Source organism: Streptomyces sp. NPDC086147, assembly GCF_040702165.1.
Taxonomy (GTDB): Bacteria; Actinomycetota; Actinomycetes; order Streptomycetales; family Streptomycetaceae; genus Streptomyces.
Genome location: NZ_JBFBJO010000011.1, coordinates 21,346 through 46,086, shown reverse-complemented (window position 1 = coordinate 46,086; position 24,741 = coordinate 21,346). Strand labels below are relative to the sequence as shown.

The 24,741-nt window shown below is 73.3% G+C and carries 21 protein-coding genes and 1 pseudogene; 7 read left to right on the top strand and 15 right to left on the bottom strand.

From position 1 onward, the window contains the following. Positions 1-3: 3 nt before the first annotated feature. Positions 4-1,458, bottom strand: a complete 1,455-nt coding sequence (locus AB0398_RS23180; protein ID WP_366377522.1) for a cytosine permease — start codon at positions 1,456-1,458, stop codon at positions 4-6. 69 nt (positions 1,459-1,527) lie between these two features. Here AB0398_RS23180 and AB0398_RS23175 point away from each other — a divergent pair, with 69 nt between their 5' ends. Both AB0398_RS23175 and AB0398_RS23170 read left to right on the top strand, forming a co-directional pair. Beyond that, on the top strand, positions 1,528-2,178 hold the full coding sequence (locus tag AB0398_RS23175; RefSeq protein WP_366377521.1) for a TetR family transcriptional regulator: 651 nt from the start codon (positions 1,528-1,530) through the stop codon (positions 2,176-2,178). A gap of 259 nt (positions 2,179-2,437) precedes the next feature. After that, positions 2,438-4,066 carry an amidohydrolase gene (locus AB0398_RS23170; protein ID WP_366377520.1) on the top strand — a complete coding sequence of 543 codons (1,629 nt, stop codon included), beginning with the start codon at positions 2,438-2,440 and terminating at the stop codon, positions 4,064-4,066. Between the two features lie 13 nt (positions 4,067-4,079). On the opposite strand, the gene AB0398_RS23165 is transcribed toward AB0398_RS23170, so the two are convergent. Further along, positions 4,080-4,943: a LysR family transcriptional regulator gene (locus AB0398_RS23165; RefSeq protein ID WP_366377646.1), complete on the bottom strand. Its 864-nt coding sequence runs from the start codon at positions 4,941-4,943 to the stop codon at positions 4,080-4,082. 319 nt (positions 4,944-5,262) lie between these two features. Here AB0398_RS23165 and AB0398_RS23160 point away from each other — a divergent pair, with 319 nt between their 5' ends. Continuing rightward, on the top strand, positions 5,263-6,444 hold the full coding sequence (locus tag AB0398_RS23160) for a TDT family transporter (protein ID WP_366377519.1): 1,182 nt from the start codon (positions 5,263-5,265) through the stop codon (positions 6,442-6,444). Here AB0398_RS23160 and AB0398_RS23155 read toward each other — a convergent pair. From AB0398_RS23155 to AB0398_RS23140, 4 genes and pseudogenes are all read right to left on the bottom strand, one after another. Then, complete coding sequence (locus AB0398_RS23155; protein ID WP_366377518.1) at positions 6,371-7,123, bottom strand: helical backbone metal receptor; 753 nt, start codon at positions 7,121-7,123, stop codon at positions 6,371-6,373. The genes AB0398_RS23160 and AB0398_RS23155 overlap by 74 nt on opposite strands. Next, positions 7,120-7,671, bottom strand: a complete 552-nt coding sequence (locus tag AB0398_RS23150) for an XRE family transcriptional regulator (protein WP_366377517.1) — start codon at positions 7,669-7,671, stop codon at positions 7,120-7,122. Before AB0398_RS23150 ends, AB0398_RS23155 begins: the two co-directional genes overlap by 4 nt. A gap of 166 nt (positions 7,672-7,837) precedes the next feature. Then, positions 7,838-9,625: an ABC transporter permease/substrate binding protein gene (locus AB0398_RS23145; RefSeq protein ID WP_366377516.1), complete on the bottom strand. Its 1,788-nt coding sequence runs from the start codon at positions 9,623-9,625 to the stop codon at positions 7,838-7,840. A 274-nt stretch (positions 9,626-9,899) separates the two neighbouring features. Then, positions 9,900-10,916: pseudogene (locus AB0398_RS23140) on the bottom strand (glycine betaine/L-proline ABC transporter ATP-binding protein); the annotation flags it as partial. Positions 10,917-11,190: 274 nt separating this feature from the next. Between AB0398_RS23140 and AB0398_RS23135 the strand changes: the two are divergent. Further along, a complete protein-coding gene (locus AB0398_RS23135; protein ID WP_366377645.1) occupies positions 11,191-12,096 on the top strand; it encodes a 5'-3' exonuclease in 906 nt (301 codons plus the stop codon). An 85-nt stretch (positions 12,097-12,181) separates the two neighbouring features. Next, on the top strand, positions 12,182-13,018 hold the full coding sequence (locus tag AB0398_RS23130; protein ID WP_366377515.1) for a siderophore-interacting protein: 837 nt from the start codon (positions 12,182-12,184) through the stop codon (positions 13,016-13,018). A 195-nt stretch (positions 13,019-13,213) separates the two neighbouring features. Here the strand turns inward: AB0398_RS23130 and AB0398_RS23125 are convergent, their stop codons facing one another. Next, positions 13,214-13,852 carry a MerR family transcriptional regulator gene (locus AB0398_RS23125; protein WP_366377514.1) on the bottom strand — a complete coding sequence of 213 codons (639 nt, stop codon included), beginning with the start codon at positions 13,850-13,852 and terminating at the stop codon, positions 13,214-13,216. Positions 13,853-14,058: 206 nt separating this feature from the next. Between AB0398_RS23125 and AB0398_RS23120 the strand changes: the two genes are divergently transcribed. After that, positions 14,059-15,033 (top strand): hypothetical protein, encoded by a 975-nt coding sequence (locus AB0398_RS23120; RefSeq protein ID WP_366377644.1) that lies wholly within the window; start codon positions 14,059-14,061, stop codon positions 15,031-15,033. After that, positions 15,030-15,959: an ADP-ribosylglycohydrolase family protein gene (locus AB0398_RS23115; RefSeq protein WP_366377513.1), complete on the top strand. Its 930-nt coding sequence runs from the start codon at positions 15,030-15,032 to the stop codon at positions 15,957-15,959. The genes AB0398_RS23120 and AB0398_RS23115 overlap by 4 nt, the downstream gene beginning before the upstream one ends. A 45-nt stretch (positions 15,960-16,004) precedes the next feature. Here AB0398_RS23115 and AB0398_RS23110 read toward each other — a convergent pair whose 3' ends face one another. The 8 genes from AB0398_RS23110 to AB0398_RS23075 all read right to left on the bottom strand — a co-directional run bounded on the left by AB0398_RS23110 (position 16,005) and on the right by AB0398_RS23075 (position 24,731). After that, positions 16,005-17,453 carry a cytochrome P450 gene (locus tag AB0398_RS23110; protein ID WP_366377512.1) on the bottom strand — a complete coding sequence of 483 codons (1,449 nt, stop codon included), beginning with the start codon at positions 17,451-17,453 and terminating at the stop codon, positions 16,005-16,007. 184 nt (positions 17,454-17,637) lie between these two features. Further along, entirely contained in the window at positions 17,638-20,466 is a 2,829-nt protein-coding gene (locus AB0398_RS23105) for a DEAD/DEAH box helicase (protein WP_366377511.1), read from the bottom strand. Positions 20,467-20,627: 161 nt separating this feature from the next. Next, positions 20,628-21,527, bottom strand: coding sequence for a twin-arginine translocase subunit TatC (gene tatC / locus AB0398_RS23100; RefSeq protein ID WP_366377643.1), 900 nt, complete (start codon positions 21,525-21,527; stop codon positions 20,628-20,630). 105 nt (positions 21,528-21,632) lie between these two features. Next, positions 21,633-21,926 carry a Sec-independent protein translocase subunit TatA gene (gene tatA / locus AB0398_RS23095; RefSeq protein ID WP_366377510.1) on the bottom strand — a complete coding sequence of 98 codons (294 nt, stop codon included), beginning with the start codon at positions 21,924-21,926 and terminating at the stop codon, positions 21,633-21,635. Between the two features lie 184 nt (positions 21,927-22,110). After that, positions 22,111-22,308, bottom strand: a complete 198-nt coding sequence (locus AB0398_RS23090; protein WP_366377509.1) for a hypothetical protein — start codon at positions 22,306-22,308, stop codon at positions 22,111-22,113. A 31-nt stretch (positions 22,309-22,339) separates the two neighbouring features. Next, on the bottom strand, positions 22,340-22,603 hold the full coding sequence (locus AB0398_RS23085; RefSeq protein WP_366377508.1) for a hypothetical protein: 264 nt from the start codon (positions 22,601-22,603) through the stop codon (positions 22,340-22,342). Between the two features lie 202 nt (positions 22,604-22,805). Next, the gene (locus tag AB0398_RS23080) at positions 22,806-23,759 is read right to left on the bottom strand and encodes a WYL domain-containing protein (RefSeq protein WP_366377507.1); all 954 of its coding nucleotides are present in this window, start codon (positions 23,757-23,759) and stop codon (positions 22,806-22,808) included. Between the two features lie 15 nt (positions 23,760-23,774). Continuing rightward, the gene (locus AB0398_RS23075) at positions 23,775-24,731 is read right to left on the bottom strand and encodes a WYL domain-containing protein (protein WP_053640242.1); all 957 of its coding nucleotides are present in this window, start codon (positions 24,729-24,731) and stop codon (positions 23,775-23,777) included. Positions 24,732-24,741: the final 10 nt, after the last annotated feature.

Below are 24,741 nucleotides of genomic sequence, written 5' to 3'. Positions count from 1 at the left end.
GGTTCAGCCGGCCGCGCGGGCGGCGAGCAGCGTGCGGTCGCCCCGCATCAGGAGGGCGTAGAGGGCGGCGGAGACGCCCATGCCGACGGGCAGGGAGAGGTCGACGCCGCCGAGGGCCGAGGCCACCGGCCCGGTGTAGAGGGTGTCGACGCAGAGGGACGCGGCGGTGACACCGGCGACGAGGGCGAGCGCTCCGGCCAGGTTGACGCCGGCGGTGTACCAGAAGGGGCTGCCGGGGGTCTCGTCGGAGAGCGCGACGCCGTCGTAGCGGCAGCGGCGCAGCAGGACGTCGGTGGCGTAGAGGGCCATCAGGGGGCCGACCAGGACCGTGATCACCTGGAGGGCGTTGCTGACGGTGTCCAGGAAGTCGGAGACGAGCACGCCGTACAGGGTCAGGGCGACGGCCACCGCGCCGTCGAGGAGGACGCTGACGGAGCGGCGGACGCGCAGGCCGACGGCCTGGAGGGCGAGTCCGGCGCTGTAGGCGGTCAGGGCGTTGATGGCGACGGTGCCGAGGACCAGGGCGAGCAGGAAGACCGGCACGAACCAGCCGGGCAGGATCTCCTGGAGCGCGGTCTGCGGGTCGGTCATGTCGACGGCGGTGGCCGCGAGGGCGCCGAGCGAGGAGACGACGACGCTGGGCAGGAAGGCGCCCAGCGCGGTCCAGCCGACGATCGCCCGCTTCGGGGCGGTGCGGGGCAGGTAGCGGGAGAAGTCGGCGCTCGTGGTGTACGAGAGCGGGCCCGAGGCGATCATCGTGGTGCCCGCGAGGAGCAGGGACCACAGCTCGACGCCGGAGAGGCGCGCGGCGGGGGCGTACCCGAGGTCGGCGTGGAGCAGGACGGCGAACGCGACGACGGCGAAGGCCGCGGCGAGGGCGAGCGTGATCGGCAGGTACAGCCGGACGATCAGGCCGTGCCCGTAGACGCTGATGACCAGCGTGAGGGCGGCGATCGCCACGATGACGGCCACCTCGACGGGGACGGTGACGGCGAGGCCGGTCCTCTCCACGAACGCGAAGGCGGCGGTGGCCGCGGCGGCCAGGTTGAGGGCGAAGTAGCAGACGGAGACCAGCCAGCCGCCGACCGCGTTGTTCACGCGGTTGCCGAGGACGCCGTACACGGCCCGGGTGATCACCTCACTGGGCGCGCCGGCGGCCGGGCCCGAGGTGGCGAGCAGTCCGGTGAGCACCCAGAAGAGGTTGCCGACGACGATCACGCCGAGGGCCTGCCAGAGGGTCAGGCCCATCAGGATCAGGGCGCCGCCGATGACCAGGCTCAGGTAGTTGACGTTCGCCGCGGCCCACACGGAGAACAGCTCGCGGGGGTGCCCGTGGCGCTCCTCGTCGGGGATGCGGTCGATGCCGTGGGCCTCGATGCGGCCGGGCCGGTCGGCGGCCGGAGGGGTGACCTGAGCGGCCCCGGAGGCCGGGTTCTGGTCGGGGATCGTGGAAGCCATGCGGCCCTCCGGAAGCGTGTGGTGCCCACCTGGTTGCTTATTGGTCGCACACTCAATAGCATCCCCGGTATGTCGTCAAGCGTTGAGCGCAAGCGCGTTCGGAAAACTCCGGAAGCCCGGCGTGCGGAGATCGTGGAGACCGCGGCCCGGGTCGCCCTGACCGAGGGCCTGGAGTGCGTCACGCTGCGGCGGATCGCCGAGGAACTGGCCGTACGACCGGGGCTGATCAGCCACTACTTCCCCTCGGCGGAGGAGCTGGTGGCCGAGGCGTTCGCCGTGGCCTCCACCGGCGAGCTCGACTCCCTGCTGCCCGCCGAACGGCCGCACGGCACCCCCGTGCAGTACCTCGCGCGCTACTTCGCCCTCTCGGCCGGAGAGGCGTACGACGACATCAGCCGCCTGTGGATCAACGCCCGGCACCTCAGCCGCTACCGGCCCGTCCTGCGCGACCGGGTCGCCGAGCAGGAGCGCGCCTCCGACGACCGCCTCGAAGGGCTCATCCGCGAGGGCGTCGAGCGGGGCGAGTTCCGCACGGACGACCCGCGCACGACAGCCATCCAGATCCTGGTCGTCCTCGACGGCCTCGGCGCCCACGCCAACACCGACCGGGGGAACCGGCCGGAGGCGGTGACCCGCATGGCCCTCACCACGGCGGAACGCGAACTCGGCCTGGCGGCCGGGGCGCTGACGGGGACGCCGCTGCCGGCGGCGCCGAGCTGATCCGTGCGGGCGGGCCGTGCGGGTGGCCTATGCGGCAGGTCGCCCCTTCGGGCGGGCCCGGCCGGTACAGGCTGCTTCTTGCGGGCCGACCCGTACGGGCTCCGTGTGGGCCGACCCGTAGGGACTGATGCTTGCGGGCCGACTCGGACGGTCCCTCGCCCGCGCACGTGACCCGACACCCGCCACTCGCCGCCCACACCTCTCCCCCGTATCCGCATTCGTACCGCCGAAGAACCGTCCCGCACCCCCTGGAGCCACCGTGCGCACCCGTCTCGTCCTGCTCTCCGCCCGTCTGCTCGACCCCGGCACGGGGGCGTTCCTGCCGGAGACCGCGCTCGCCGTCTCCGACGACGGCCGGATCGCGGCCCTGGGCGACGACCGCGAGATCCGGGCGCTCGCCGGTCCGGCGACCACCGTGGTCGACCTCAAGGGGGCCGTGGTCACCCCCGGGCTCGTCGACGGGCACGTGCACCCCGTCACCGGCGCCGAGCTGACGCACGGCCTCGACCTGTCGTACTGCGCCGACCTCGACGACCTCCGCGAGGCGCTCGCCCGCGAGGTGCGGACCCTGGAACGCGGGGCATGGCTGTTCGGCTGGGGCCTCGACCCGAACGTCTTCGGCGACCGGCCCGTCGGCACCGCCCCCTTCGACTCCGTCCTCGACGGGGTGCCCGCCTTCCTCCTGCTCTTCGACGCCCACTCGGCCCTCGCCAGCCGCCGGGCCCTCGAACTCGCCGGGGTCGACGGCCCCCGCACCTTCGACCAGGCCTCCGCCGAGGTCGTCTGCGACGCCGACGGGCGCCCCACCGGCCTCCTCCAGGAGGACGCCGCCTGCGAACTGGTCGAGCGGGTCGCCCCGAGGCCGACGCGCGAGGAGAGCCGGGAGCGGCTCGCGGCCGCGCTGCGCGCCATGGCCGCCACGGGCCTGACCGGCGGCCACGCCATGGACGCCAACGGCGACAGCCTCGCCCTGTACGGGGAGCTCGACGCGGCCGGTGAGCTGCCGCTGCGGCTGCGGGTCGCGCCCTGGTGCCAGCCCGGCACCGACGCCGACGGCGTGCGGGACCTGATCGGGCGGCAGGGCACCGGCGGGGCGCTGTGGCGGGTCGCCGGCGTGAAGCTGTTCATGGACGGGACCATCGACAACGGCACCGCGTGGCTGGAGCGGCCCGACTGCCACGGCGAGTCCACGCACGCGTTCTGGCCGGACCCCGAGGCGTACACCCGGATCGTCGGCGAACTGCACCGGGCGGGCGTGCCCACCGCGACGCACGCCATCGGGGACGCGGCCGTCCGGCACGTCCTCGACTCCGTCGAGAAGGCGCGCGCCTCGGGCGGCGGCGAGGTGCGGCACCGGGTCGAGCACATCGAGACCGTCCCCGACGACACCCTGCGCCGCTTCGCCGAGCTGGGCGTCCTCGCCTCCATGCAGCCCACCCACTGCTGCGACTTCACCCGCGCCGACCACACCGACAACTGGTCGCGCCGGCTCGGCGAGGAGCGCGCCTCGCGCGCGTGGCGCTGCCGGGACCTGCTGGAGTCCGGGGCCACCGTGGTCCTCGGCTCGGACTGGCCGATCGCGCCGTTCCCGCCGCTCGGCGTGATGGCCGGGGCCCGGCACCGGCGCCCGAGCCGCGACCTCGACCGGGCGCCGCACGGGCCCGAGCAGGCGCTGACGCCGCTGGAGGCGCTGCGGGGCCTGACGACGGCTCCGGCGTACGCGGCGGGCGAGGAGCACGAGGCGGGCCGGATCGCCCTCGGCCACCGCGCCGACCTGGCCGTCTTCGGCGGCGACCCGCTGACCACGGCCGCGACGGAGCTGCCGGACCTGCCGGTCCTGCTGACGGTCCTGGACGGGCGGATCACCCACCGCGCGGCGGGCGTCTAGGAACCGCCCGGACCTACGGCCGGTCGCGGGTCAGGGAGAGCAGGTCGCGGGCCGGGCCCGTGGGGCGGTGGCCGGCGGGCCAGACGGCCCGCAGGTCCCGGCGGAGCACCACCCCTTCGACGGGGACGGCGACCAGCCGGCGGGAGGCCAGCTCCTCGGTGATCGCGAGCTCGCTGAGGACCGCCGGGCCCGCACCGCTGACGGCGGCGGCCTTCACCGCCGTCGTGGAGGCGAGTTCGAGGAGCGGTCGCGCGAGGCCGCCGTGGGCGGAGAGCGCCGCGTCGAGGACCTGCCGGGTGCCCGAGCCGCGCTCCCGCAACACCAGCGGGGTCGCGGCCAGCTCCGCCGGGTCCAGCGGGGCGCGGCGGCAGGCCCACGGGTGCGAGGGGGCGGCGACGATCGCGAGGCGGTCGTGCGCGACGACCACGCCGTCGAGGCCGTCCGGCACGGCGAGGCCCTCCACGAAGCCGACGTCCGCGTCGCCCGCGAAGAGGCGTTCCGCGACGGCCGCCGAGTTCCCGGCCTGGAGCGACACGGCGGTGTCGGGGCGTTCGGCGCGCAGGGCGATCAGCCAGCCCGGCAGCAGGTACTCGGCGATCGTCATGGACGCGGCCACCCGCAGCCGGGAGTCACGGCGTCCGCGCAGGGCCTGCGCCCCGGCGTCGAAGGCCTCCGCCGCCTCCACGATCCGCCGCGCCCAGTCCGTGACGAGGGCGCCCGCGTCGGTGAGCCGGGAGCCGCGCGGCGAACGGTCGACCAGCGCCATCCCGAGCTGCCGTTCCATGGAGCGGATCCGGCTGCTCGCGGCGGGCTGGGTGATCCCGACCTCGCGGGCGGCGGCCCCGAGGCTGCCGTGCCGGGCGACGGCGAGGAGCAGTTCGAGCGCGCCGAGATCGGGGACGCGGTGGGAGAGGTGGGGGCGGGGGGCGGGGGCACCGGCCGTCGCCGGACCGCCGACGGGCGCGGGGCGGCTGCCGGGCGCCGAGCCGCTGCGGGACACCGGGCCTCCACGGGGCGCGGGCCCGCCGCCCGAAGCCGACCCGCCCCGAGACGTACCGCCCCGCACTCCGCCCCCGTGCGCACCGTCGTCCGCGTGGGCACCACCGTCCCGCGTTCCCTTACCCATAAACCCAGCTTATGGCGTCATAGCCCCATGATCCCTGGTCCGGGCCCGGAAACGGGACGACGGTGGAGCCATGGCAAGCGTCGCACCCCTCCGCCCGGCCCCCCTTCCGGTCCCCCGCGCCACCACCCCGGGCGCCCGGCCGGGCCTCCGGGGCCGTTCCGTCCGTCACCTCGGACCCAACTGGTACGCCTCCGTGATGGGCACGGCGATCGTCGCCACCGCGGGCGCCGCCCTCCCGGTGCACGTCCCCGGTCTCCGTACCGCCTGCGCGGCGGTCTGGGCGCTGTCGCTCGCGATGCTGCTCGTGCTGCTCCCGGCCCGCGCGCTGCACTGGGTCCACCACCGCGACCAGGCCCGCGCCCACCTCATGGACCCGGCCGTGGCCCCGTTCTACGGCTGTCTGTCGATGGCGCTGCTCGCGGTCGGCGGCGGAGCCCTCGTCGTGGGCCGGGACTGGATCGGGCTCCCGGCGGCCGTCGCGCTCGACACCGTCCTGTTCGGCGCCGGCACGCTGATCGGCCTGGTGGCGGCCGTGGCCGTCCCGTACCTGATGGTGGTGCACCACCGGATCGAGGGCGCGTCCCCGGTGTGGCTGCTGCCGCTGGTCGCCCCCATGGTCTCCGCCGCCCTCGGCCCGCTGCTCGTCCCCCACCTGCCCCCGGGGCAGGCCCGGCAGACGCTCCTGATCGCCTGCTACGCCCTGTTCGGCCTCAGCCTGCTCGCCACCCTGGTCGTGCTGCCCCTGGTCTTCGGGCGGCTCGTCACCGGCGGTCCGCTGCCGCTCGCGCTCACCCCCACCCTCTTCCTGGTCCTCGGCCCCCTCGGCCAGTCGACGACCGCCGCGAACAAGTTCGCCGACACGGCCCCGGGCGTGCTGCCCGAACCGTACGCGCACGGCTTCGCCGCCTTCGCCGTCCTCTACGGGGTGCCCGTCATGGGCTTCGCGCTGCTGTGGCTGGCGCTCGCCGGCGCGATGGTGCTGCGGGCACGGCGCCAGGGCATGGGCTTCGCGATGACCTTCTGGGCGTTCACCTTCCCCGTCGGCACCTGCGTGACCGGCGCCGAGGGGCTCGCGCAGCACACCGGTCTGGCCGCCTTCCGGTGGCTGGCGGTCGGCCTGTACGCGCTCCTCGTGGCGGCCTGGCTGGTGGCCGCCCTCCACACCGCGCGCGGGCTCGTCAGCGGCGCGCTGCTCGCAGGGCCCGGGACAGCCGCTCCGGAGCCTCGGCCAGCGACGGTCCGTACCAGGTGAGCATGCGCCCGTCGACGAGGGCGGCGGCGGTCCCGGGGAAGGCCTCGGGGCCGTCGTCGCGCGTGAAGCGGTAGGGCTCGTCGGGCAGGACGACCAGGTCGGGGGCGGTGGCGCGCAGCTCGTCGAGCGGAAGGCGGGGATAGCGCTCAGGATGGCCGGCGTACGCGTTGCGGACGCCGAGGCGGGCGAGCAGGTCGCCGGCGAAGGTGTCGCGGCCCAGGACCATCCAGGGACGGCGCCAGATCGGCACGACGGCGGTGAGCGGCGCCTCCGGGCGCAGGGGCTCGACCGCCGCCCAGGCCTCCCCGGCCTCCGCCAGCCAGCGGGGGCGGCGGGGCGCGCCGCAGGCGGCGAGGACCCGTTCCAGCTCCCGCAGCCCCTGGTCGAGAGTGCGGACCTCGGTGACGAGGACGTCGAGCCCGGCGGCGCGCAGGGCGTCGAGGTCCGGGGCGCGGTTCTCCTCCTCGTTGGCGAGGACGAGGTCGGGGCGGAGGGCGGTGATCGCGGGGACGTCGGGGTTCTTGGTGCCGCCGATCCGGAGGACGTCGAGACCCTCGGGGCGCACGCACCAGTCGGTCGCGCCGACGAGGGCGCCGGGCAGGGTGACGGCGACGGCCTCGGTGAGGGAGGGCACGAGGGAGACGACCCTCGGCCCCGTGCGGACGGCCCCGTCCCTCACTCCTCCTCCGCCTCCACGTGCTCCCCGACCGCCACGATCAGGAGCCGGGTGCCGGGCTCGGTGGCGCGCCAGCGGTGCCGTACCCCGCCGGAGAGGTAGAGGGTGTCCCCCCGGTCGAGCCGGTAGGCGCGGCCCTCGGCCTCGACCTCGGCGGCGCCGTCGGCCACGTAGAGCAGCTCGTCGTTGCGGTGCTGGAACTCGCGGCCCGCGTCCTGCTCGCCGGTGAACTCCAGGGCGTGGAGCTGGTGGCGGCCCCGGACCAGGGAGCGGACGCCCTCGGGCAGGTCGGGGGAGGTCTCCCCGGACCGTACGACGTCGACGGTCCGGGAGGCCTCGGCGACGGCGAGGAGTTCGCCGGCCGTGGTCTCCAGGGCCCCGGCGACGAGTTCGAGGGAACGGCGGCTGGGGCGGGCCCGGTCGTTCTCGACCTGGCTGAGGAAGGGCACGGAGAGGCCGCTGCGGGAGGCGACGACGGCCAGGGTGAGCTGGAGCGCTCTGCGGCGCCTCTTGACGGCCGCGCCCACGCGGGGTGATTCCTTCTCGTCCATGTCGGCTCCCTCCCTCGTGCCCGTCGCGATCCTCGTACCGGTCGGTTACCTGAACCTTACGCAGCTTTGGGGCGGCGTTTCGCGTCGTGCGGAAAAGGGGTGGTCGCCGAACACGTTCGGCGACCACCCCTTTTCGGACAGGAACCGTTCCGGTCCCGTCGGGCGGCTACTGCGGGGTGAGCTTCTCCGCGAGGCCCGGATTCCGGTCGAGCCAGGTGCGGACGGCCTCCTGCTCCTTGCCCTTGCCGGTCTCCTGGATGACGGCTTCGAGGTCCGTGAGCTGCTTCTCGGACAGCTCGAAGTCCTTCAGCCAGGCGCCGACCTCGGGGTTCTCCTCGGTGAAGCCCTTGCGGGCGAGGGTGTGGACTCCGTCACCCTTGCCCCAGCTCCCCTTGGGGTCCTTGAGCTTCTTCAGGTCGTGGGCGGAGTAGGCCCAGTGCGGGGACCAGAGGGTCACGGCGATGGGCTCCTTCCGCTCGTACGCCCGCTTCAGCTCGGCGAGCATGCCGGGGGTGGAGCCGTCGACGACCTCGTACTCGCCCTCCAGGCCGTACTCCTTGAGGACCTTGTCCTTGAGGATGCCCATCATTCCGGCGCTGGGCTCGATGCCGACGATCCGGCCCTTGAACTGCCCGGCCTTGCCCTTGAGGTCGGCGAGGGAGTCGACGCCCTTCACGTACGAGGGGACGGAGAGCTCCAGGGAGGTGGGGCCGTACCAGGAGCCGAGGTCCTCCAGCTTGTTCTTGTACTTCTCCCAGTACTGGGCGTGGGTGACGGGGAGCCAGGAGTCGGTCTGGAAGTCGAGCTGGCCGCCGGCCAGGCCGGTGTAGAGCGCGCCGGCCTCCAGCTGCTTGGCGTCGACCTCGTAGCCGCGCCGCTCCAGGAGCTCCTTCCACAGGTACGTGGAGGCGATGCCCTCGTCCCAGGGGATGTAGCCGATGCTGACCTTCTTGCCGTTGCCGCCCGCGCCCCCGGAGCCGGTGCCGAGGAAGCCGGTGCCTCCCGCCACGAGGGCGAGGACGACGACGCCGACGAGGGCGGTGACGGGCTGCGGCCGGTGGGCCCAGAGCTTGGCGCCGGGGCCCTTGGCGCTCGCGGCGCGCGCCTTGGCGGCCGCGCGGCGGCCCAGCGGGGAGACCTGGCGGCCGAGGGCGCCGGTCATCCGGTCGAGGTACATGGCGAGGACGACGATGGAGACGCCGGCCTCGAAGCCGAGGCCGATGTCGACGTTGCCGATGGCGCGGTAGACGGCGCCGCCGAGCCCGCCGCCGCCGACCATGCCGGCGATGACGACCATGGACAGACCCAGCATGATGACCTGGTTGACGCCCGCCATGATCGTGGGCAGGGCGAGCGGGAGCTGCACGCGCAGCAGGGTGTTGCGCGGGGTGGTGCCGAAGGCCTCGGCGGCCTCGACGAGTTCGCCGTCGACCTGGCGGATGCCGAGCTCGGTCATCCGGACGCCCGGGGGCAGCGCGAAGACGATGGTGGCGATGATGCCGGGGACCACGCCGACGCCGAAGAAGATGATGCCGGGGATCAGGTAGACCATCGCCGGCATGGTCTGCATGAAGTCGAGGACCGGGCGCATGACGGCGCTGACGGTCTTCGAACGGGCCGCCCAGATGCCGAGCGGCACGGCGATCACCAGGGTGACCAGGGTGGCGACGAGGACGAGCGAGAGCGTCGCCATGGCCTCGTCCCACAGCTGGACGGAGTCGACGAGCGCGAAGCCCGCGAAGGCGAGGAGGCCGGCGGCGAAGCCGCGCAGCCACCAGGCGACGACGGCGAGGAGGCCGGCGAACAGGAGCGGCTGGGGTGCGGACAGGACGGCGTCGATGCCGTCGTAGAGGCCGGTGACGCCGGTGGTGACGGCGTCGAAGAGCCAGGAGAACTGGGACTGGAGCCAGTCGACGGAGCTGTCGACCCACTGCCCGAGGGGGAGCCTAGGCACCGGCGGTCACCTCCCGCCCGCTCTTCGCGGAGACGTTCTCGGCGCCGTCGCCGCCCTTCGTACCGGGGTTCTCCGGGTCGGAGTCCTTCATGACGGCCGTGTCGGCGTTCTTCACGTCGGTGCTCTTCACGTCGGTGTTCTTCGCGTCCGCGTTCCTCACGTCGGTGTTCTTCGCGTCCGCGTTCTTCGCTCCGAGGCCCTTGGTGGCCGCGCGCCTGTCCTCGACGCCCTTCGTGGTGACGTCGTTCACGGCGGCGTCGTGCGTGCCGAGGCCGCCCATCACACCGAGGAGGCGCTCCGGGGACACGACGCCGAGGACGGTGCCGTCGGCGTCCTCCACGGTGACGGGGTGCGGGGCTCCGGCGGCGACGGCGCACAGGTCCGCGACGAGGGTGTCGGGCCCGACGGGCCGGCAGGCGCAGTCGGCGGGGCAGTCGGCCGCGGGGGCGCCCGGCGCCATGACGGCGGAGGCGGTGAGCACCCGGGAGCGGTCGACGTCCTGGATGAAGGAGGCCACGTAGTCGTCGGCGGGGCGGACGAGGATGTCCTCGGCGGTGCCGAGCTGGACGATCCTGCCGTCGCGCATGACGGCGATCCGGTCGCCGAGGCGCATGGCCTCGTTGAGGTCGTGGGTGATGAAGACGATGGTCTTCTTCAACTGCTTCTGGAGGACGAGGAGCTGGTCCTGCATGTCGCGGCGGATCAGCGGGTCGAGCGCGCTGAACGACTCGTCCATGAGGAGCAGGTCCGCGTCGGTGGCGAGCGCCCGGGCCAGGCCGACGCGCTGCTGCATGCCGCCGGAGAGCTCGTCGGGCCAGGACTTCTCCCAGCCGGCGAGGCCGCACAGTTCGAGGGCCTCGGCGGCGCGGGTCTCGCGCTCGGCGCGGGGCACGCCCTGGACCTCCAGGCCGTAGGCGGCGTTCTCCAGGACGTTCCGGTGCGGGAAGAGCGCGAAGTGCTGGAAGACCATGCTGATTCGGCGGGAGCGGACCGCGCGCAGGTCGCGGGGGGAGAGCGCGGTGAGGTCGTCGCCGTCGAAGAGGACCCGGCCCGCGGTGGGTTCGAGCAGTCCGTTGAGCATGCGCAGGAGGGTCGACTTCCCGGAACCGGACAGGCCCATCACGACGAAGATCTGGCCGGGCTCGACGACGAATCCGGCGTCCACGACGGCCGCCGTCGTCCCCTCGGCGCGCAGCTCGTCGCGGTCGGCACCGTCCACCAGCCTGCGGACGGCTTCGTCGGGTCGTCTGCCGAACACCTTGTACAGGTGGTCGGCCTGGAGCCTGGACACATACACCTCACGGGTAGCAACGAAGAACGGCCCCGCCACCCCCGCGAGGCCGGACCGCGGAGCCCGCGGGATCGGCCCGCGCCCCGTCGCGCACGGGATCCTTTCGTCGGATTTCCGTACCGGGGTTGACTCCGGGCTCGCGCATGCCCGGGGCCGAAGGTCGCAAACGCAAAGGTGACACGGGTCACGGGGGAACGGTCCGGAAGACCCGTTTACGGTGCTCCCCCGGCGCACCGCGCCGCGCCATAGGATCGGCCGGGTGACGCGACGTTTGATGCTCCTCGACACCGCCAGCCTCTACTTCCGCGCGTACTTCGGCGTGCCGGACTCCGTGCGGGCCCCCGACGGCACTCCGGTGAACGCCGTGCGCGGACTGCTCGACTTCATCGGCCGGCTCGTCCAGGACCACCGCCCGGACGACCTGGTGGCCTGCTGGGACGAGGACTGGCGCCCGCAGTGGCGGGTGGACCTGATCCCGTCGTACAAGGCGCACCGGGTGGCCGTGGAGACGGAGACGGGCCCGGACCAGGAGGAGGTCCCGGACACCCTGTCCCCGCAGGTGCCGGTGATCGAGGAGGTCCTGGCGGCGCTCGGCATCGCCCGGGTCGGGGCGGCCGGGTACGAGGCGGACGACGTGATCGGGACGCTGGCGGGCCGGGCCGCCGGACCGGTGGACATCGTCACGGGCGACCGGGACCTGTTCCAGCTGGTGGACGACGCCCGGGAGGTGCGGGTGCTGTACCCGCGCAAGGGCGTCGGCGACTGCGACCTGGTGAACGGCGAGCTGATCCTCACGAAGTACGGGGTGCGCCCCGACCAGTACGCGGACTTCGCCGCGCTGCGCGGGGACGCCAGCGATGGACTGCCGGGCGTGAAGGGCATCGGCGAGAAGACGGCCGCGCAGCTGATCACGGAGTACGGGGACCTGGCGGGCGTCCGGGCGGCGGCGGAGGACCCGGCGTCGAAGCTGACCCCGGCCAAGCGGCGCGGGATCGTGGAGGCGGCCGCGTACCTGGACGTGGCGCCGACGGTGGTACGGGTCGCCGCCGACGTACCGCTGCCGGAGTTCGACCCGGCCCTGCCCCCGGGCCCCCGCGACCCGGCGGCCCTGGACGCGCTGGTGGAGCGGTGGGGCCTCACCGGGGCCGTGGGACGGCTGCTGCCGGTCCTGGAACGCTGACCCGGCCCGGCCGGAACAGGACCGTCCGCGCGGCGAAGTGCTAGCTTAGGCATACCTAAGTACGCGGAAGTCAGGGGAGCACGTCGTGGCAGAGCAGCCGGCCCGCAGGTCACCGAAGGCCACCGAAGCGCGCGTGGTGCACACGGAGCGGATCACTCCGCACATGGTGCGGCTCGTCCTCGGAGGCTCGGGACTCGACGGCTTCGACGTCGGCGAGTACACCGACCACTACGTCAAGCTGCTCTTCGCCCCCGAGGGCGTGACCTACCCGGAGCCGTTCGACATGGAGCGGATCCGGGAGGAGTTCCCCCGGGAGCAGTGGCCGACGACGCGGACGTACACGGTACGGGCCTGGGACCCGGAGCGGCGCGAGCTGACCATCGACTTCGTGGTCCACGGCGACGAGGGCCTGGCGGGCCCGTGGGCGGCGCGCGCCGAGGCGGGCGACACCGTGCGCTTCCTCGGCCCCGGCGGCGGCTACGCGCCGGACGAGGCGGCGGACTGGCACCTGCTCGCGGGCGACGAGAGCGCGCTTCCGGCGATCGCGGCGGCCCTGGAGCGGCTGCCCGCCGGTGCGCGGGCGCACGCCTTCGTGGAGATCGCGGACGCGGCGGAGGAGCAGAAGCCGGAGACTGCGGCGGGCGTCGACATCACGTGGCTCCACCGGGGCGACCGCCCGGTGGGCGAGGCACTGGTCGAGGCGGTCCGGGCGCTGGACTTCCCGGCGGGTGACGTCCACGCCTTCGTCCACGGCGAGGCGGGCTTCGTGAAGGAGCTCCGCCGCCATCTGCGCCTGGACCGGGAGGTGCCGCGCGAGCGCCTGTCGATCTCGGGCTACTGGCGCCTGGGCAAGTCGGACGAGGCGTGGCGCGCGATCAAGCGCGAGTGGAACGACCAGGTGGAACGCGAACAGGAGAGCTGAGCGGGTCCTCCGACGGGGGTGGCCGGGGCGTTTCGCCCCGGCCACCCCCGTTCGCGTGAGCACAGCCGACCACCGCACCGCCGGCCACCACACCGCCGGGCCGTGACACCGCCAGCCCGCCGGTCGGCCCGCCAGTGCGTCAGTGCGTCAGTGCGTCAGTGCGTCAGTGCGTCAGTGCGTCAGTGCGTCAGCCCATCACGCCGTCTCCCCGAAGACCCGTCCCGACTCCTCCACATGGGCGATCCGGCGCATGGCGGCGAAGACGGCGTCGCCGACGACCGTGCCGACCACCACGCTCTCCACCACTTCCTCCCGCGCCACTTGGTGCGCCACGTACTCCAGGTCGGCCCGGGCCACCCGTTCCGCCGCGTCCGCGTACGCGTCCAGGACCTCGACGAACCGGCCGTGGCCGAGGTCGTCGAGCGCGGCGATCGCCGTCGCCAGGGCCTCCGCCGCCGGGTTCCCCTCGTAGGTGTGCCATCCGCGCGCCTCGATCAGCTCGGCGACCCTCTTCCTCGCCTCGGCGATCCCGGCCCCGTCCTCGTCCCCGCGCTCATACCGCGGCACCATGCGGTTCGCCGCCTCGCCGAGCACCATGTGCAGCGGCCGCTCCGAATCGTCGATCGCCACGATCACCTCACGGATCCCCGCCACCGACAGGCCGCCCACATCGAGGAGCGCCCGGATCAGGCGGAGCCGCCGCACATGCGTCTCTCCGTACGAGGCCTGGTTCGGGCTCGTCAGTTCTCCGGCCGGAAGCAGTCCCTCCCGTACGTAGAACTTGATCGTCGGCACGGACACCCCGGTCCTGCGACTCAACTCTCCGATGCGCACTGCCTGTTCACCTTTCCGGTCCCTCTTCGGCCTTGCCGACCGACGCCCACATCATAGATAGTGGCGCTATCAGATAGCGGCAAGTGCCACTGTCTATACTTTCCCACGGGGGGATTCGTATGTCTTCGTCGAGCCCACACACCTCGCCCCACCCGCTCGCCCCGCTCGTCCGGTTACACCGGCCCCTGGTCTGGTTCGCCGTCTCAATGGGCGTCCTCGCGCTCGTCTCCGCCGTCGGTCTGGTGGTCGACGACCGGGTCCTGGTCGGCGCACCGATCTGGGCCAAGCCGTTCAAGTTCTCGGTCTCGTTCGTCGCCTACGCCCTCTCGCTCGCCTGGATGCTCTCGTTGCTCCACCGGGGCCGCCGGGCCGGCTGGTGGGCCGGAACGGTGGTCGCCGCCGCGAGCGCGGTGGAGATGGCCCTCATCACCCTCCAGGTGGTACGGGGCACCCGGAGCCACTTCAACCAGGCGACCCCGTTCGACAACACCGTCTTCCAGATCATGGGCGGCACCGTCGTCGTGCTGTGGCTCGGTGCCCTGGTCATCGCCCTGCTCCTGCTGCGCGCCCGGATCCTCGACCGCGCCATGGCCTGGGCCGTCCGGCTCTCCTCCCTGATCGCCCTGGCGGGCGCCGCCGTCGGCTTCCTGATGGTGCGTCCGACGCCGGAACAGCTCGCGACCGACAACCCGACGGTCGTCGGCGCGCACAGCGTCGGCGTTCCGGACGGCGGCCCGGCCCTTCCGGTGACCGGCTGGGCCACCACCGGCGGCGACCTGCGCGTGGCGCACTTCTTCGGCATGCACGCGCTCCAACTGCTCCCCCTGGTCCTGCTCATCCTGGCCGCCCTCGCCGCCCGCTCCTCCCGTTCGCCCCGTCTCGCCCCCCTCGCCCGCCTCGCCGACGAACGGGTCCGGCTGCGCCTCGCCCTCACCGCCTCGACGGCCTACGCGGCGGTCTTCGTCCTGCTGACCTGGCAGGCGCTGCGGGGCCAGGCCCTGTTCGCCCCGGACGGCGTGACGCTGGCGGGCGCGGGGGCGATCGTGGCACTGGGCGCGGCCGCCACCGTCCTCTCCCTCCGCACCTCCTCTCCCGGGGAACCCTCCCCCTCACCCTCACCCTCCACGCCCGACTCCCCGCTCCCGACAACCTCCCACTCCCTTCCTAAGCTGACCGGATGACGATCACCGACCGCGCCGTCGGCGCCGTTCTGGGCTCCGCCGCCGGCGACGCCCTGGGCGCACCCTTCGAGTTCGGCCTCCCCGGCGTCTTCCGGGAGCGCTTCCCGGACGGCGTCGGCGAGCTGTGCGGAGGCGGCGGCTGGGACCCCGGTGAGGCCACGGACGACACGCAGATGGCCGTCCTGCTCGGGGAGTCCCTCCTCGAACGGGGCGGCCTCGATCTGCCGGATGTCTTCGACCGCTTCCGCCGCTGGGCGGCGGCCGACCCCAAGGACATCGGCCTCCAGACCGAGCAGGTGCTCCTCGGCGGCGACCCGTGGAACCTCGCCTCCGCCCTCCATTTCCAGGTCAACACGCACGCCGCCGGAAACGGTTCGCTGATGCGTGCCGCCACCTCGGCCGTGTACTTCGCGGCGCGGGGGCGGGCGGCGACCATGGACGCCGCCCGCCGCATCGCCGCCCTGACGCACGGCGACGGCGCGGCCTGGGAGGGCACGGCGGTCCTCCACGAGCTGGTCCGGGTCGCCCTCCTCGGCGAGGATCCGCTCGCCGCCCTGCCCGCCGCCCTCGCCGAAGTGGACCCCGCCCACCGGGACCGGTGGGCGAAGGTGCTCGCCCCGGACTGGCACCCCGACCACGCGACCGAGTTCAACGGCGCGGTCTGGCCCTGCCTCGGCTCGGCGGTGTGGGCGCTGCGCACCACCCGCTCCTTCGAGGAGGCCCTCGCCACGGCGGTCGACCTGGGCGGCGACACCGACACGGTGGCGGCGGTGACCGGCACGCTCGCGGGCGCGGTGTACGGCTCCGCCGCCGTCCCCGCCCGCTGGCTGCCGGTCCTCCACGTCCCCCTTCCCGGCTTCGGCGGCCGCGTCCTGCGCGCCGACGACCTGCGGGACCTGGCGAGGGCCCTGGCCTCGGCCGACTGAAGACACCCGGCGATCCAGTTCTCGGCCCCGGTCTCTGGCCCTGCCTCAGTCCCTGGAGTCCCTGGCGCGGACCGTCGCCAGGACGTCCCGGTCCGGCTGGAGGGTGAGGCTGGGGACCGGGCGTATCCCGTCGGCGGTGACGTCCAGGTGGAAGCGGCGGGCGAGGACCGCGAGGACGAGGACCGCCTCGACGAGGGCGAAGCGGGTGCCGAGGCACACGCGGGGACCGCCGCCGAACGGGAACCAGGCGTACTCGGGTATCTCCCCGGCTGCCCCCTCTGCCGGTTCGTCGCCCTTCCTCCCCTCCTGCTCTCCGGTCAGCCAGCGCTCGGGGCGGAAGGCCTCCGGGTCGCCGTACCAGCGGGGGTCGCGGTGGGTGGCCCACTGGCTGGACCAGACGCGGGTGCCGGCGGGGACGGGTGTGCCTCCGATGGTGGCGCCCTCCTTCGCGAGGCCGGTGATGAGCCAGATGGTGGGGTAGAGCCGGAGGGTCTCCTTGACGACGGCCTGGGTGTAGGTGAGGGAGGCGTAGTCGTCGTATCCCGGTTCGTGGTCGGCGAGGACCCGGTCGAATTCTTCGGTGAGGGCGTCCCGGACCCGGGGGTTGCGGGAGAGCAGGTGCCAGGCCCAGACGAGGGTGGAGCTGGTGGTCTCGTGGCCGCCGATGTAGAGGGTGACCGTCTCGTCGCGTATCTCCCGGTCGGAGAGGCGGGCGCCGGTCTCGTCCCGGGCGGCGAGGAGCCGGCTGAGCAGGTCGGGGCGTTCGGTGTCGCCGTCGCGGTGGCGGGAGACGATCCGGGAGACCTCGGCGTCGATGACGGCCGTGGCTCGCTTGATGCGGGCGCGTCCGGGGGTGGGGATCCAGTCGGGCAGCAGGGCTCCGATGCCGCTGAACTCGGCTCCGATCTCCTTCTGCGCGACGTCCATCGCCCGGCCGATGGACTCGGCGTCGGCGGCCGTGTCGACGCCGAAGATGGTGCGGACGGCGATGAGCTGGGTGAGGGCGGCCATCTCCTTCTTGATGTCGATCCGCTGTCCGTCGGTCCACCGGTCGGCGAGCCCGACGGCGCATTCGGCCATGGTCGCCGCGTAGGAGCGGACCTGCTTGGGGCGGACGGAGGGCTGGACGAGGGAGCGCTTGCGCCGCCAGTCGGCGCCCTTGGCGACGACGACGCCGTTGCCGAGGAGGGTGCGGAAGGCGATGCCGAGGTCGGGCTGGTCGAAGGTGCGCTCGACCTCGGTGAGGAGTTCGCCGATGTTGTCGGGGTGGGCGATGAAGAGGGCGCGGCTGCGGCCGAAGCGCCAGCGGACGAAGTCTCCCCGGTCCCGGAGCTGTTCGAAGAAGGCGAGGGGGTCCTTGCCGAAGGCGGGCAGGTTGCCGAGGAGGGGCACGCCCCGTGGTCCTTCCACGAAGGCCGCCGGCCCCCGGGCAGGCGTTCCCGTCGGTCGTTCCCCGTCGCGCGTCCCGGCATCCGGACCGGTGTGCGTGGTCATCCGTTTCCCCTCCCCAACTGCCCTTCCCTGCATGTGAGTCCATGCAAGCGGAAGGTCCGGGCTCCGCGCCACCCCTGTGGACGACAGCCTGTGGACAACGGCGTTGAGAACACGACAAAGGCCGGGGCCCATGGCGTGATCGCCATGGGCCCCGGCCGGAACTCACCCGATGAGGTGAGGAAGGTCAGCCCACCGAGCTGTAGGCGACGACGCCCCGCAGCAGCGAGTCGACGGCCTTGCGGGCGTTCTTGGAGACGGTGCTGTCCTCCTTGGGCGCGGCGGCGGCGATCTGTCCGAGGACGTCGATCACCTGCTTGCACCAGCGGACGAAGTCGCCGGCGGGCATCTCCGCCTCGCGGAGCACCTGGTCGAGGCTCTTGTCGGAGGCCCACTGGTAGGCGGCCCAGGCGAATCCGAGGTCGGGCTCGCGCTGGCCCACCCCCTCCGCCTGGTTGATCTTGAACTCCTCTTCGAGGGCGTCGAGGCGTCCCCAGATCCGGACCATCTCGCCGAGCGCCGCCTTGGCGTTGCCGGTGGGCAGCTTGGGCGCGACGGCGTCGTCGGCCTGGCGGGACTCGTACACGAGCGCGGAGACGCAGGCGGCGAGTTCGGGCGGGGTGAGACCCTCCCAGACCCGGTCGCGGAGGCATTCGCTGGCCAGCAGGTCGAGTTCGCCGTAGAGCCGGGCGAGCCGCTTGCCGTTGTCCGTGACCTCGTCGCCGCGCAGGTAGTCGAGCTCGGTGAGGAGCGCGACGATCCGGTCGAAAGTGCGGGCGATGGTGTTGGTGCGGCCCTCGATGCGCCGCTCCAGCTGCCGGGTGTCGCGCTGGAGGCGGTGATAACGCTCGGCCCAGCGGGCGTGGTCCTCGCGCTCGTCGCAGCCGTGGCAGGGGTGTGCGCGGATCGCGGTGCGCAGCCGGGCGATCTCGCGGTCGTCGGCGGCGGCGGCGCGGTCCTTGCGGTGCCGCTCGGGGTTGATGTGGCCGGCCTTGCTGCGCAGTGCGGAGGCGAGGTCGCGGCGGGACTGCGGGGAGCGCGGGTTGAAGGACTTGGGGATCCTCATGCGCTCCAGCGCCTCGACCGGGACGGGGAAGTCGATGGAGGCGAGCCTCTTGACCTGCCGCTCGGCGGTGAGGACGAGCGGGCGGGGCCCGTCGTGGTGCTCGAAGCCGCGGTGTCCGTTGGTGCGGCCCGCCGGGATGCCGGGGTCGAGGACGAGGGCGAGGCCGGCGAACTTGCCGGTGGGGACGTGGATGATGTCGCCGGGCTTCAGCTTCTCCAGGGAGTTCGCCGCCTGGGCGCGGCGCTGGGCGGCGCCCTGCCGGGCCAGCTCCGTCTCGCGGTCCTTGAGGTCGCGGCGGAGCAGCGCGTACTCCTCGAAGTCCCCGAGGTGGCAGGTCATGCCCTCGCGGTAGCCCTCCAGGCCCTCTTCGTTCTTCTGGACCTGCCGGGAGATCCCGACGACGGAGCGGTCGGCCTGGAACTGCGCGAACGAGGTTTCGAGGAGTTCGCGGGACCGGTGCCGGCCGAACTGGTCGACGAGGTTGACCGCCATGTTGTACGAGGGCTTGAAGCTGGAGCGCAGCGGGTACGTGCGGGTGCCGGCGAGTCCGGCGAGGTGGCCGGGGTCGAGGCCGCGCTGCCAGAGGACGACGGCGTGTCCCTCGACGTCGATGCCGCGGCGTCCGGCGCGGCCGGTGAGCTGCGTGTACTCGCCGGGGGTGATGTCGGCGTGCTGCTCGCCGTTCCACTTGACCAGCTTTTCGAGCACGACGGACCGGGCGGGCATGTTGATGCCGAGGGCGAGGGTCTCGGTGGCGAAGACCGCCTTGACGAGGCCGCGGACGAACAGCTCCTCGACGACCTCCTTGAAGGTGGGGAGCATGCCGGCGTGGTGGGCGGCGATGCCGCGCTCCAGGGCTTCGAGCCACTCGTAGTAGCCGAGGACGTGGAGGTCCTCGGTGGGGATGGAGGCGGTGCGTGCCTCGACGATCTCGCGGACCCGCTGCCGGCCCTCGTCGTCGTTGAGGCGGAGTCCCGCGTAGAGGCACTGCTGGACGGCGGCCTCGCAGCCCGCGCGGCTGAAGATGAAGGTGATGGCGGGCAGGAGCCCCTCGGCGTCGAGGCGGTCGATGACCTCGGGCCGGCCGGGGGTCCAGATGCGGGAGCGCTGGCGGCGCTCGCGCTCGCGGTCGGCCTCGCGGACCATCTTGCCGCGCCGCCGGTCGCGCGGGTTGTACGTGCGCGTGTTCTCGGTGCGGGCGAGGCGGAGGAGGTCGGGGTTGACCTCGCGGCGGGAGGCGCCGCGGCCGCCGTGGTCGGTCTCCTCCTCGAAGAGGTCGTACATCCGGCGTCCGGCGAGGACGTGCTGCCAGAGCGGCACGGGGCGGCTCTCGGAGACGATGACCTCGGTGTCGCCGCGGACGGTGTCGAGCCAGTCGCCGAACTCCTCGGCGTTGGAGACGGTCGCGGAGAGTGAGACGAGGGTGACGGACTCGGGGAGGTGGATGATCACTTCCTCCCAGACGGCGCCGCGGAAGCGGTCCGAGAGGTAGTGCACCTCGTCCATGACGACGTATCCGAGGCCGGAGAGGGCCTGGGAGCCCGCGTAGAGCATGTTGCGGAGGACTTCGGTGGTCATGACGACGATCGGGGCGTCGCCGTTGACGCTGTTGTCCCCGGTGAGCAGGCCGACCTTGTCGGCTCCGTACCGCTTGACGAGGTCGGCGTACTTCTGGTTCGACAGCGCCTTGATAGGGGTCGTGTAGAAGCACTTGCGGCCCTGGGTGAGGGCGAGGTGGACGGCGAACTCGCCGACGATGGTCTTGCCGGAGCCCGTGGGCGCGGCGACGAGTACCCCCTTGCCCGCTTCGAGGGCCTTGCACGCCTCGATCTGGAAGGGGTCCAGGTCGAAGTCGTACATCTCGCGGAAGGGGTACAGCGCGGTGGCCCGCTCGGCGTTGCGGGCGCGGGCGGCCGCGTACGCCTCGGCTGGTGTGAGGTCCTCTGTCATCTTGTTGTCGAGCCTACCCGCCACGTCTGACAGTGACGCGATCTTTATGGCGCGATGTGGCTCGGCCGGCGCGGGTGCTCCGAGGGCGGCGGGGCCGGCGAAGGAGGCGATGCCGCCGGTCTCCGGGGGTCCCCCGGGCGGTGCCCGGGGAACCCGCGAGATCAGGTGATGTCGTCGTAACCGTTGAGGCGCCGCACTCCGGTGCCGGGCTCCCCGGTGGCCTGCTCGGGCAGGGCGCGGGGGGCTCCCACGGACTCGACGGCGCCGACCGTCTCGGGGGTGAGGTCGAGCACGGAGGCCTCGTCGTCGTCGAGCTCGGCGTCGGGGTTGCCGCGCCTGCGCCGCCGGTCGTTGAGGAGGGAGAAGCCGACGGCCCCGAAGTACAGGACGGTGATGGGCCCGGCGAGGGCGATCATGCCGATGGGGTCGGTGGTGGGGGTGATGACGGCGCCGAAGACGAAGACGCCCATGATCACGCCGCGCCACCAGCCGGCCATGCGGCGGCCGGTGAGGACGCCGGTGAGGTTGAGCATCACCAGGACGAGCGGGAGCTCGAAGGCGAGGCCGAAGACGAGCACCATGCGCAGGGTGAAGTCGAGGACGTCACCGAGCGAGAGGATGTTCGCGGAGCCCTCGGGCGTGAGGCTGATGAGGACCTTCACGCTGATGGGGAGGATGAGGTACGCGAGGTAGGCGCCGGCGGCGAAGAGCGGCACGGCCGCGCCGACGAAGGCGTACGTGTACTTCTTCTCGTTCCTGTGCAGTCCGGGCGCGACGAAGGCCCACAGCTGGTACAGCCAGATCGGGCTGGCGACGACGAGGCCCGTCGTCAGCGACAGCTGGATCGTCGTGCTGAACGGGGCCATCAGCGTGTTGAAGGAGACGATCGCGCAGTTTCCGCCGTTGCTGGTGACGTCCGGCGCGCAGGTGGGCACGGACTTCGTCAGGAACTGCATCAGCTCCTCGCTGTACACGAGGGCGACGATCGTCACCGCGGCGACGGCGAGGAGACCCTTCGCCAGTCGGTTGCGGAGTTCGCGGAGGTGCTCCACGAGGGGCATCCGGCCCTCGGGATCCTTCTCCTGTTTGCGGGCAGACTTGGGCAACCCACGTCCTCATCTCGTGCGGCAGGCCGCCGCCCGGTGCGGCGGCCGCGGCGGACCGGGTCAGCGCTTGGTGGTGTCCGTGGGCTCGGTCACGGGGCGCGCGCTGGTCACGTCGCCGGGAGCGGCCTGGATGGTGCGCGGAGCGGCGGGCTGGTCGGGCGCGACGGTGCCGGCGTGCGGCGGGTCGGCGGGCGCGCTCTGCTGGTCGTCGGACTTCATCGCCTTGGCCTCGCTCTTGAGGATGCGGGCCGACTTGCCGAGCGAGCGGGCCATGTCCGGGAGCTTCTTGGCGCCGAACAGCAGGATGATGACGACGAGGATGAGGATGATCTCGGTGGGGCCGAGCCTACCCATAGCTGTTTACCTTCTTCACCGAGGCGACATGGTGTGCGTACCGGCGGGTCGGACAGGTGTCCGGCCACCGCGCTGTCTGCGATCGTAACCCGCAGGAGTAAACGGGGGGCAATGCCCGTGCGTACTCCCGATTGCGTCCCGCGCGCCCCGGCCGGGGCCGCTCACCGCAGCGTACGGCACGGGTTCAGCGGAGCGTCTCGCCGGTTCGGGCGAGGTCGGTGGCGGCGTCCTCGAGCTCTTCGGCGGCCCGGGTGATCCGCTCCGTGGTGCGGGCCACCTGGCGGCCGAGGCGCTGGACCTCCAGGAAGACCTTGACGGCGAGGACGCCGAGGACGGCGATGCCGAGGAAGCCGAGGGCGATGGCGAGCATGGGCCAGAACATGGGACGAGCCTAGACGTTGGGCGGCGGGGGGTCAGACGGTGGTGTGGAGGCGCAGCGTCCGGACGCCGCCCCCGGTGAGGAGTTCGACGATGCGCTCGCCGGCGGGCTTGCGGACGGAGCTTCCGCACTCGGGGCAGGTGAAGGAGTAGAAGGTGGTGCGGCGGCTGGCCCCGATGGCGAGGCGCAGGGCGTTCGCCGAGAGTTCGAAGCGGGAACGGCAGTCGGGGCAGGCAGCCTTGAAGAGCACCGGGGCCACCGTCGCCGCAAAACCGTGCATCACGGACATTTTCCTCATCTCCCTCGACCCCGACCGTTCGTCTCTCCGGCCCCCGGCGACTCGTCGCTGTCCCGGGTCGCCCGTTCCCGGCGTCCCGTCCCCCGCGCTCCTGGTCCCCTGTCCCCTGCGCTCCGTCCCCCACACTCCCGGTCCACCGTCCCCGGCGTCCCGTCGCCGCCCCGCGACGGGGAGGACCGTGCGCGGCGTCCGCCGCCGCGTCTCACTCGCTCTCGTACGCGGCGAGCGCGGCGGCGGCGGCCGTCCTGGCGCTGTCGGCGAGCTCGGCCGGCGCGACGATGCGCCCGTCGCTGCCCAGCCGGAGCGCGAGCCTGCGCAGCGAGGCGGGGTCCGGCGTCCGCAGGGTGATCCGCAGGCCGCCGTCGGGCAGCTCGTCGGCCCTGTCGTGCGGGTAGTACTCGGCGACCCAGCGGCCGCCGGGGCCGACCTCGACCACGACCTCGGGGTCGTCGGCGGAGGGCTGGACCAGGTTCTCGGAGAGGTCCCGCAGCTCCAGCTCCGGCGGCGCGGCGGGCTCGTCGAGGAGGCGGATCTCCGCGACCCGGTCGAGCCGGAAGGTGCGGCGCGCCTCGGAGAGGCGGCACCACGCCTCCATGTAGGTGTGGCCGACGGCGAAGAGCCGGATCGGGTCGACCTCGCGCTCGGTGAGCTCGTCGCGCGCGGGTGAGTAGTAGCGCACCCAGAGCCGGCGGCGCTCGGAGATCGCCCGGTCGACCTCGGCGAACACCCCGCCCTCGGCCTCGAAGGTCACCGAGAGCCGGGAGCTGGCCCCGGCGGCCTCGCCGGCCGCAGCCTCCAGCTTGGCGGTGGCGCGGAGCAGGGCCTCCCGGTCGCTCTCGCGGAGCCCCGGCAGGGTGGCGACGGCGCGGGCGGCGACGAGCAGGGCGGTCGCCTCGTCGGCGGCGAGCCGCAGCGGGGCGGCGACGTCGTCGGGGTTGTGCCACCAGATCCGGTCGCCGTCGGTGTCGATGTCGAGGAGGTCCCCGCCCCGGAAGCTGGTGCCGCACATGGGCAGCACGTCCAGGTCGGAGATCAGCTCGTCCTCGGTGATGCCGAAGGCGCGCGCCACGTCGGCGACGTGGGCGCCGGGGCGCTCGCGGAGGTAGGTGACGAGGGAGAGCATCCGCCTCGTCTGGTCGATCGCGTTGGCAGCCATGCGTCCGTCTTCCCCTCAGCCCTTGGCCACGGCGCGCAGCCGGTCCACCACGTCGGCCCGCAGATCGGCCGGTTCCAGTACGACGACGTCGGGGCCGAACTCGACGAGCCAGGCGTCGAGGCCGTGCCCGTACGGGATCTCCAGCTCGTCCCAGCCGTCGGCGCCCTCCCGTACGGACTGGGCGCGGGCCCGCAGCGGGTAGCCGGCGCCGGCCCGGAGCCGGATGCGGGCGGAGCGGGTGGCGGTCTCGCCGGCCCAGCTCTCGACGGTCTCCCGGACGGTGACGACGTCGGGCACGGGCGCGGTGAAGGCGCCGGCCCGGGAGCGGACCTTGCCGGTGATCCGGGAGAGGCGGAAGACGCGCTCGGCGCCGCGGTCGCGGTCCCAGCCCGCGAGGTACCAGTGGCCGCGCCAGCACTCCAGGGTCCAGGGCTCGACGTGGCGGGTCCCGGGCCGGGCGGCGTTGGCCTTGCGGTAGTCGAAGACGACGGGCCGCCGGTCGCGGCAGGCCAGCATGAGGGGCTCGAAGGCGGCCTCGCGGACCGGGATGCGCGGTTCGAGGGCGCTGGGCTGGACGTCGTACGAGTCCTCCGCCTCCGGCATGCCGGCGGCGCGGAGCTTCTGGAGGGCGCCGCTGGCGGCCCCGGCGAGGCGGGCCTGCTGCCAGACCTTGGCGGCGAGGCCGAGCGCGGCGGCCTCCTCGGCATCCAGGGTGATGGGCGGCAGCCGGTTGGAGTCGCGGCGGGCCAGATAGCCGGTCTCGCCCTCCAGGTTCTCGACGGTCTCGATGACGAGGCCGAGCTCGCGGAGGTCGTCCTTGTCGCGCTCGAACATGCGGTTGAAGGCGTCCTCGCCGCTCGCTTCGAGGTACGCCTCGATGGAGCCGCGGAGTTCGCGCTTGCTGAGCGGGCGGCGCGTCCCGAGCAGGCACAGCGCGAGATTCATCAGCCGCTCGGACTTGGCAATCGCCATCGACGCCCTG